A 6,274-nucleotide genomic window follows, 5' to 3' on the forward strand; every position below is an offset into this window, starting at 1 on the left:
TGAATCGTATGGCAAAACCGGTTGTGGCAATTGTCGGACGCCCGAATGTAGGCAAATCTACCATTTTTAACCGAATTGTAGGAGAGCGCGTTTCGATTGTGGAAGATGTTCCGGGAGTGACAAGGGACCGCATATACAGTCCGGCTGAATGGCTGACACACGAATTTAACGTGATTGATACAGGCGGCATTGATATCGGGGATGAACCGTTCCTCGAGCAGATCCGGCAGCAGGCTGAAATCGCCATCCAGGAAGCGGATGTGATCATTTTTATCACAAGCGGCAGAGAAGGCGTGACTTCTGCGGATGAAATGGTCGCCAAAATATTGTACCGGTCAAAAAAGCCGGTCGTTCTGGCAGTGAACAAGGTCGACAATCCCGAGATGCGCACCCAGATTTATGATTTTTACGCCCTCGGTTTTGGCGATCCTTTCCCGATATCAGGCGCACACGGCCTCGGCCTTGGCGACCTGCTCGATGCAGTTGTCAAACATTTTCCGGAAAAAGCGGACGAGGAGTACGGGGAAGATGTCATTAAATTTTGTTTCATCGGGAGGCCGAACGTCGGAAAATCTTCGCTGTTTAATGCGATTCTCGGCGAAGAGCGCGTCATTGTTAGCGACATAGAAGGGACGACAAGAGACGCAGTGGATACCGTCTATACTTATGAAGATCAAACTTATGTTATGATTGATACAGCAGGGATGCGCAAAAAAGGAAAAGTGTATGAAAACACGGAAAAATACAGTGTGCTGCGCGCATTGAGGGCGATTGAGCGTTCCGATGTCGTCTGTGTCGTTTTAAACGGCGAGGAAGGGATCCGCGAACAGGATAAGCGGATTGCCGGCTACGCCCATGAAGCGGGCCGCGGCGTGATCATTGTCGTCAACAAATGGGATGCCGTTCAAAAAGATGAAAAAACGATGAATCAGTTTACACAGAAAATTCGGGACCATTTTCAGTTTCTTGATTATGCGCCGGTCATTTACGTATCGGCAAAAACGAAAAAGAGGCTGGACCAGCTGTTCCCGCTGCTTAAGACGGTCAGCGAGAACCATGCGATGCGCGTGAAGTCCAGCGTGCTGAATGAAGTTATAACGGATGCGGTTGCGATGAATCCGACGCCGACGGACAAAGGGCGGCGGCTGAAAATTTTTTATGCAACGCAAGTCTCCGTCAAACCGCCGACGATCGTTGTGTTTGTCAATGATCCCGAATTGATGCATTTTTCGTACGAACGGTTTTTGGAAAATCGGATCCGTGATGCGTTTGGTTTTACCGGAACGCCGATCCACATCATCGCCCGTGCGCGTAAATAAACATAAAGAGGGTGTTTCATTTGTCCAAAAAAACGATTGCAGTGCTCGGCGCGGGGAGCTGGGGCACTGCCTTGTCGATTGTTTTGGCTGATAACGGCTTTCAGGTCAGGTTGTGGGGAAACAAAAAAGGCCAGATCGATGAAATCAATACATCCCATACAAACGCGTTTTATTTGCCGGGCATTCAGCTGCAATCTGCCATTACCGGCATCTTTTCACTTGAAGAAGCGTTAGACGACATTGATACCGCTGTACTGGCGGTCCCTACAAAAGCGGTGCGTGATGTATGCAGGCAAGTAAAAGCGGTGCGGAAAAGCCCGCTTTCCATCATCCATGTCACGAAAGGGATTGAACCGGGTTCCCTGATGCGCATTTCGGAAATGATTGAAGAAGAAATGCCGGAATCGTTGCTGCGGGATCTCACGGTTTTATCGGGGCCGAGCCATGCTGAAGAAGTCAGCCTGCGCCATCCGACGACCGTAACCGTTTCATCGAAAAAAATGGCAGCTGCCAAAAAAGCGCAGGACATTTTTATGAACTCGAATTTTCGCGTCTATACGAATCCCGACATCATTGGCGTCGAATTGGGCGGTTCCCTGAAAAATATTATTGCGCTTGCAGCCGGCATTTCGGACGGCCTCGGCTACGGGGACAATGCGAAAGCGGCTTTAATGACAAGAGGGCTTGCGGAAATCGCCCGGCTCGGCACTAAAATGGGTGCAAATCCGCTCACTTTTCTCGGGCTTGCCGGAATTGGCGACCTGATCGTGACGTGTACGAGTGTCCACTCGCGGAACTGGCGGGCCGGCAATATGCTCGGCAAAGGCAAAAAGCTCGATGATGTGCTGGAACAAATGGGAATGGTCGTGGAAGGCGTCCGGACAACAAAGGCGGCTTACCAGCTCTCCAGCCGGTACGAAGTGAAAATGCCGATTACCGATGCCCTTTACCATGTCTTATTTGAAGGACTTGATCCGAAAGAAGCAGTCGACAATTTAATGGGCCGGCTGAAAAAACATGAAATGGAAGGTTTGATGGATATGCTGGGGGAACAGTACTAGGCATCTTGGCAAAAAAGTCCCGGTAGGCTTTCGGACGATACCGGATGGATGCATGTTGCATAAACTGCAAGGAAAAAGAATTCGCTTTAAACTGCGCAGGCTGGGTATAGTCAACCTTTTCTCCGGGGCAGACGTTCGCCCCGGCCTTTTTTATGCCGTAAATTGAAACATTTCAAAAGCTTATGATATAATGTCCGAAGTCCGAAAAGTTTACGAATTTTACAAGGGAGAAAGGGGAGATGGTTTTGTCCCGGGGGATGGCGAATATGTGGATTTCGCTTTTTGGCATGGGCCTGCTCTGTTTGGCGATGGTATTGATTGTTGCAAGCCGATACAGGCTGAAACAAAAACTGTTCAAATGGGCGGCTGCTGTGATTGCGTATGCCTGCCTGGCGCTGGGCGGCCTGATTATGGCTTATATCGTGCTGAGCGGGCCGGCAAATTAACCGGAGGGGGAGATCGTTTTGCACTTCAAAAATATGCTGCTATTGCTTGTAGCTGTTTGCGCCTGCATCAGTTTAGGCGGCTGCCTTTATCCGGGGGCACAGGAAAAAGAAAGCGGGCTGCCGGATGACATGCAGCTTCAAATGGTGCAAAAAGCTGTAGATGAATACCGGAAAGACAATAGCGGCCTGCTTCCGATCAAGACAAAGCCGCAAAATACGCCGGTCTATTTAAAATACCCGATTGATTTCAACAAGCTGAAAAGCCCGAAAAACTACCTGCCCGATCCGCCGGCAAATGCGTATGACAACGGCGGCACGTTGCAATATGTGCTCCTTGATCCGGAACATCATCCGACGGTCAAAGTGTTTGATACGAGAATACCCGAGAAAATAAGAGACTTGCAAATCCGGATTGCGTCCCAGGGCTATCCGCCATTTAAAAAAGAGATTGCAAGAAATGTATACGCTTTAGATTTTAAAAAGCTCGGTTACAAAACAGATCCGTACGTGGTGTCTCCGTATACCGGCCGGAAACTGCCGTTTGTCATTACCGGGAGAGGCGGCATTTATGTCGATTACCGGGCTGATCTGGCAAAAGCGCTCAAAACGGGCAAGCGGGCGTTTAAACCCGGGGAAGATATCCGCGTGCTGTTAACTGAAGGCTCCCCGTTTGTACCGGCTTATTCCCTTCCCTGCACCGTAAATCAAAAAAATGAACCGGTATTTATGGCAAAATAGTCATAACCCTTTCTCATCCCAATATATTGTTAGAGAAAGGGTTTATTTTTTGGTCCTGCGTCTCTTCGTAAGGAAAAATTTTGAAAAAATAAACAGGGGCAAATCCTGTACAGCAACTTTTTGAAAATCTATAAAAAATCATTTTATAGACATAAGGCGGTCGGACAACATCATACACATATAATGTCCTATCATCAGCGCGAATGATGGTGTCCCGGGAACGAATGTGGGGAGGGAAACAAATTGGAAAAAGTTGATATTTTTAAAGATATTGCAGAACGTACGGGCGGCGATATTTATTTGGGGGTCGTGGGCGCCGTCAGAACGGGGAAATCCACTTTTATTAAAAAATTCATGGAACTCGTTGTGCTTCCGAACATTACAAACGAAGCGGACAGAAACCGGGCGCAGGATGAACTCCCGCAAAGCGCGGCTGGGAGAACGATTATGACGACAGAACCGAAATTTGTGCCGAACCAGGCGGTTGCTGTCCATGTCGACGAAGGGCTTGATGTGAACATCCGGCTTGTCGACTGTGTCGGCTACACGGTTCCGGGCGCGAAAGGATATGAAGATGAAAACGGCCCGCGCATGATCCATACGCCGTGGTATGAAGAACCGATTTCTTTCCACGAAGCGGCGGAAATCGGCACGAGAAAGGTCATTCAGGAACATTCAAGCATTGGGGTTGTGATCACGACAGACGGCACGATCGGCGAAATTCCGCGTGAGGATTACGTGGAAGCGGAAGAAAGGGTTGTTGCCGAGTTAAAAGAAGTCGGCAAACCGTTTATCATTGTTGTCAATTCGGCAAAGCCGCATCATTCGGAGACGGAAATGCTGAGGGCGGAATTGCAGGAAAAGTATGATCTTCCGGTGCTCGCCATGTCAGTGGAAAGCATGCGTGAAGCCGATGTGCTGAATGTGCTGCGGGAAGCGCTGTACGAATTTCCGGTACTGGAAGTCAATGTGAACCTGCCGAGCTGGGTCATGGTGTTAAAAGAAAACCACTGGCTGCGTGAAAATTATCAGGACGCCGTGAAAGAGTCAGTAAAAGACATTAAGCGGCTACGCGATGTGGACCGCGTTGTCCAGGCTTTTAACGAATATGAATTTATTGAATCTGCAAGCCTTGCTGGCATTGAAATGGGGCAAGGGGTGGCGGAAATCGACCTCGAGGCGCCGGATGAACTGTACGACCAGGTCTTAAAGGAAATCGTCGGCGTTGAAATCCGCGGCAAGGATCATCTGCTCGAGCTGATGCAGGATTTCGCCCATGCAAAATCGGAATACGACCAAATTTCCGATGCCCTGAAAATGGTGAAACAAACCGGCTACGGGATTGCCTCACCTTCCCTGCAGGATATGAGCCTGGATGAGCCGGAAATCATCCGCCAAGGATCCCGTTTCGGCGTCCGGCTGAAGGCAGTGGCGCCGTCCATCCATATGATCAAAGTCGATGTCGAATCGGAATTTGCCCCGATCATCGGGACGGAAAAGCAGAGCGAGGAGCTTGTGCGGTACCTGATGCAGGATTTTGAAGATGACCCGCTGTCCATCTGGAATTCGGATATTTTCGGGCGCAACTTAAGTTCCATTGTCAGGGAAGGCATCCAGGCAAAATTATCGCTTATGCCGGAAAATGCCCGCTATAAGTTAAAAGAAACGCTCGAACGGATCATTAACGAAGGGTCAGGCGGCCTGATCGCCATTATTTTGTAAGAGGGATACCGCGGTATCCCTTTTTTGTATACGTGGGACGAGCATCTTTGGCCGCAAGTTAGAATTTTTTCGGGAAAAGTACTTTAAATCCGAAAAAAATTGAAAAGTTTTCCTTTGTTAGCGAATAGTTCTTGCACCTCTCTTGCGATTATGATAATCTTTTAACAGAATTGGTGCTGAAAAGCCTGATTCCATCCGGTTTTAAACGTTTATGATGAGGGAAAACCGTATACACTGAAGAGAAGAAACTGGAAATGACTTCTACGTTTCTTTTGGAGGAGGTGAATGGAATGAATAAAACGGATTTAATCAATGCAGTGGCAGAAGCTACCGAACTTTCCAAAAAAGATACGACAAAAGCAGTTGACGCTATTTTTGATACAATTCAAAATGCATTGGCAAACGGAGATAAAGTCCAACTGATCGGGTTTGGTAATTTCGAAGTGCGCGAACGCGCTGCCCGTAAAGGAAGAAACCCGCAAACCGGCGAGGAAATCGACATTGCGGCAAGCAAAGTGCCTGCATTCAAGCCGGGGAAAGCGCTTAAAGACGCAGTGAAGTAATTACATATGGTTGGCTTTGAGCGGAAAAAAGGCTGCCTGGGCAGCCTTTTTTTTAATACAGCAGGGCCCAAAAAAGGGAAACGCGCATACGTTTGGCACCCGTTTTCCCGGGGCAAATGCCTGCGAAATCCCGGTACAGCCGGGGAAAGCCTGAGCGCGGCGTTTGTATGTGTAAAATTTTACTCGAAGGGGCAGATGAGTGGAAAAAAATGGGAAGACGCTCTATCATCTAATTGTACACTTCAAGATGAACATCTAGAGAGAGAGGTCTTCCCATGGATATTATATCAATAATTGCTGGATTATTAAAGGATACAAAGAGTCTTATCGAATTTGAAGAACAGCTTAAACTTCTGATGCAGAAGGCTTTTACACAATGGGTTGGGGAAATATTTGAAGAGTTAGATAAATCACTAAAACAGGAG

General features: G+C 48.1%; 6 protein-coding genes and 1 pseudogene. All 7 read left to right on the top strand.

Annotation, left to right across the window (positions count from 1 at the left end; all coding sequences use genetic code 11):
• The first annotated feature begins 8 nt into the window (after window positions 1-8).
• A complete protein-coding gene (der, locus tag P9687_RS09985; RefSeq protein WP_014098151.1) occupies window positions 9-1,319 on the top strand; it encodes a ribosome biogenesis GTPase Der in 1,311 nt (436 codons plus the stop codon).
• Between the two features lie 20 nt (window positions 1,320-1,339).
• On the top strand, window positions 1,340-2,380 hold the full coding sequence (locus tag P9687_RS09990; protein ID WP_014098152.1) for an NAD(P)H-dependent glycerol-3-phosphate dehydrogenase: 1,041 nt from the start codon (window positions 1,340-1,342) through the stop codon (window positions 2,378-2,380).
• A 239-nt stretch (window positions 2,381-2,619) separates the two neighbouring features.
• Window positions 2,620-2,826 (top strand): DUF2768 domain-containing protein, encoded by a 207-nt coding sequence (locus P9687_RS09995; protein ID WP_014098153.1) that lies wholly within the window; start codon window positions 2,620-2,622, stop codon window positions 2,824-2,826.
• A gap of 18 nt (window positions 2,827-2,844) precedes the next feature.
• Window positions 2,845-3,564: a hypothetical protein gene (locus P9687_RS10000; protein ID WP_014098154.1), complete on the top strand. Its 720-nt coding sequence runs from the start codon at window positions 2,845-2,847 to the stop codon at window positions 3,562-3,564.
• Between the two features lie 243 nt (window positions 3,565-3,807).
• Entirely contained in the window at window positions 3,808-5,286 is a 1,479-nt protein-coding gene (gene spoIVA, locus P9687_RS10005) for a stage IV sporulation protein A (protein WP_014098155.1), read from the top strand.
• Between the two features lie 290 nt (window positions 5,287-5,576).
• Window positions 5,577-5,849, top strand: coding sequence for an HU family DNA-binding protein (locus tag P9687_RS10010; RefSeq protein ID WP_013859513.1), 273 nt, complete (start codon window positions 5,577-5,579; stop codon window positions 5,847-5,849).
• Window positions 5,850-6,124: 275 nt separating this feature from the next.
• Window positions 6,125-6,274 (top strand): annotated as a pseudogene (locus tag P9687_RS10015) (ISLre2 family transposase); the annotation flags it as partial.

Origin of the sequence: Weizmannia sp. CD-2023 (assembly GCF_036225245.1) — a bacterium.
GTDB classification, from domain to species: domain Bacteria; phylum Bacillota; class Bacilli; order Bacillales; family Bacillaceae_C; genus Weizmannia; species Weizmannia faecalis.

Excerpts from the sequence above, each read along its gene's own strand:
- der (WP_014098151.1), top strand. The coding sequence starts at position 9 with ATGGCAAAACCGGTTGTGGCAATTGTCGGACGCCCGAATGTAGGCAAA.
- P9687_RS10010 (WP_013859513.1), top strand. The coding sequence starts at position 5,577 with ATGAATAAAACGGATTTAATCAATGCAGTGGCAGAAGCTACCGAACTT.
- P9687_RS09995 (WP_014098153.1), top strand. The coding sequence starts at position 2,620 with ATGGTTTTGTCCCGGGGGATGGCGAATATGTGGATTTCGCTTTTTGGC.